Raw genomic sequence first — 2028 nt, 5'->3', positions numbered from 1 at the left:
TTTGTTGGAGGTGCCGGCGAAGTTGGTGCCGGTGGAGGTGGAGACGTAGACGTCGTTGAGGGTGCCCTGGGTGAAGGCGACGATGTCGTCGCGTCCGTCGCCGGTGAAGTCCGTGGGCGAACCCGCCAGATACCGGCCACCCGTCGGCGACGTACCGCAGTTGTCGCTGACCAGGTACTTCTGGTGGTACTGGCCGGGGTAGGGCGCCAGCGACGTTCCGTTGATCACGATCGTCTGCCCCACGCCGTTGTAGAGCTGTTCGTAGTGGATGTGCGGCCCCGACGAGTTGCCGGTGCTGCCCGTGGTGCCGATCTGCTGGCCCTGCTGCACGTACGCCCCGTCCGGCACGGAGTAGGTGCTGAGGTGGAAGTAGTAGGTGGTCCAACCGCCGCCGTGGTCGATGACGATGTAGTTGCCGGCGCCGCTGGGCTGCGAGTACCGCCGGGCGACGCCCGCCGCGGAGGCGACCTGCGGCGTGCCCGCGGTGGCACCTCCGTCGGCCCGCACGAAGTCCAGGGCCTGCCGGACCTCGGCGCTGTGGTGGTCGTAGGTCCACCGCTGCCCGCACGGGAACGGGGCCTTGAAGTTCGGCGCGGCGAGCGCGGGGGACGATGTCGCCACCGCGCCGGTCAGGACGCCCACCGCCAGGGTGAGCAGGGCGGCCAGGACGCGACGCGCCCCGGTCCTCGGAGGCCGTGACATGGGGTGACTCCCGTCAGGGAAGGCTCGGATGGGGTCGGGGGAGCGGGCACGCCGGTCGGCGTGGCGGATGCCACCCGGTGGGCGGGACGGTCGGGCCGCGGTGGGGCGCCGTCGACGACGCGCCGCCGGGCCGCGACGGATGTCTGCGGTGGCGGCGCGTCGTACGACGAGGGGTCAGCCGGCGCGGCGCAGGCGGCCGAGCATCCCGTTGAGGTCCTGGACGAAGATGTCGTGCCGGAAGAAGTGGCCGCCGGGGAGCTCACGCCACTCGTGCGGGATGCCGGCCCGACCCAGGGCCGCCCGGAATTCGCGCTGACCGGCCAGCACCTGCGTCTCGTTGACGTAGTCGAACCAGTTGATCGGGTCGGGCGAGGTGCCGGCGACCAGGAAGATGCGCTTGTTGCGGTAGCTCTCGATGCGCTGGACCGGGTTGTCGGCGGTGACCCGCGCCTCGTCCCACAGCGGCGCGCCGTAGACGGTGCCGCCGCCGAGGTCCATCGCGGCCGAGGTGGTGTTGGCCCAGTGCACGACGAGGCCGAAGTCGCGGCGCAGGCTGGCCGGCCCGGAGTGGGAACTGACCGAGCAGAAGTGGCCGTAGTACTTCGCGGTGTACTTCAGGGCGCCGAACCCGCCCATCGAGAAGCCGGCGACGGCGCGACCGTTGTACTCCGGGAAGGTGCGGAAGTTCGACTCGATCCAGGGCAGCAGCTGCGCGATGTGGAAGGTCTCCCAGTTGCGGGGACCGGTGTTGCTGTGGACCGGGTTCGAGTACCAGCCGGTGGAGGCGTCCGGCATGACGACGATGATCTCTCTGCCGGCGGTCAGGTTGATGATGTTGTCCTGCATGTGGAAGGTCCGGAAGTCGGCCGCCCCGCCGTGCAGCAGGTACAGCACCGGGTAACGCTTGCCGCTGGTGTGGTAGCCGTCGGGCAGCAGGACGTTGACCGCCGGGTCCCACTCGATGGCGTCGGTGGCGAACCGGTAGTACTGAAGGCGGCCACCGTTCTCGTTGCGGTCGACGATGCGCAGGCCGTGGCCGTCGCGGGCCGCGGACGCGGGCAGCGGTGCGGCGAGGGCGCCGGCGAACGTGCCGGCGGCGGCGACTCCCGCGGCGCCGGTCAGGAGCCGGCGGCGGCTGACGGGCCGGCGGGCGGCAGGGGTGTTGTCCATGGATCCTCCATCGGGTGAAGCCGCGCCGGGCGGACGCGAACTGTGGCGCGGAGCGTTTTCTCTACGCGGGACGGTTCAGAGGGTGGTTTCGCCGTTGAGGCCGAAGAAGTCGTGCCATTTGGTGCTGGGGTTGAAGGTGGTGCCGGTGGAGAGTCC

At 70.7% G+C, this 2028-nt stretch carries 2 protein-coding genes; both read right to left on the bottom strand.

The window, feature by feature from the left end:
* Window positions 1-702 (bottom strand): M23 family metallopeptidase (locus ACLQ20_RS31315; protein ID WP_425858373.1); only part of this gene is annotated, 702 nt, incomplete at its 3' end.
* A 174-nt stretch (window positions 703-876) separates the two neighbouring features.
* Complete coding sequence (locus tag ACLQ20_RS31310; protein ID WP_151455691.1) at window positions 877-1872, bottom strand: alpha/beta hydrolase; 996 nt, start codon at window positions 1870-1872, stop codon at window positions 877-879.
* Window positions 1873-2028: the final 156 nt, after the last annotated feature.

Origin of the sequence: Micromonospora sp. DT46, assembly GCF_049841735.1 — a bacterium.
Taxonomy (GTDB): domain Bacteria; phylum Actinomycetota; class Actinomycetes; order Mycobacteriales; family Micromonosporaceae; genus Micromonospora; species Micromonospora reichwaldensis.
This window is presented reverse-complemented; position numbering and strand designations above follow the sequence as displayed.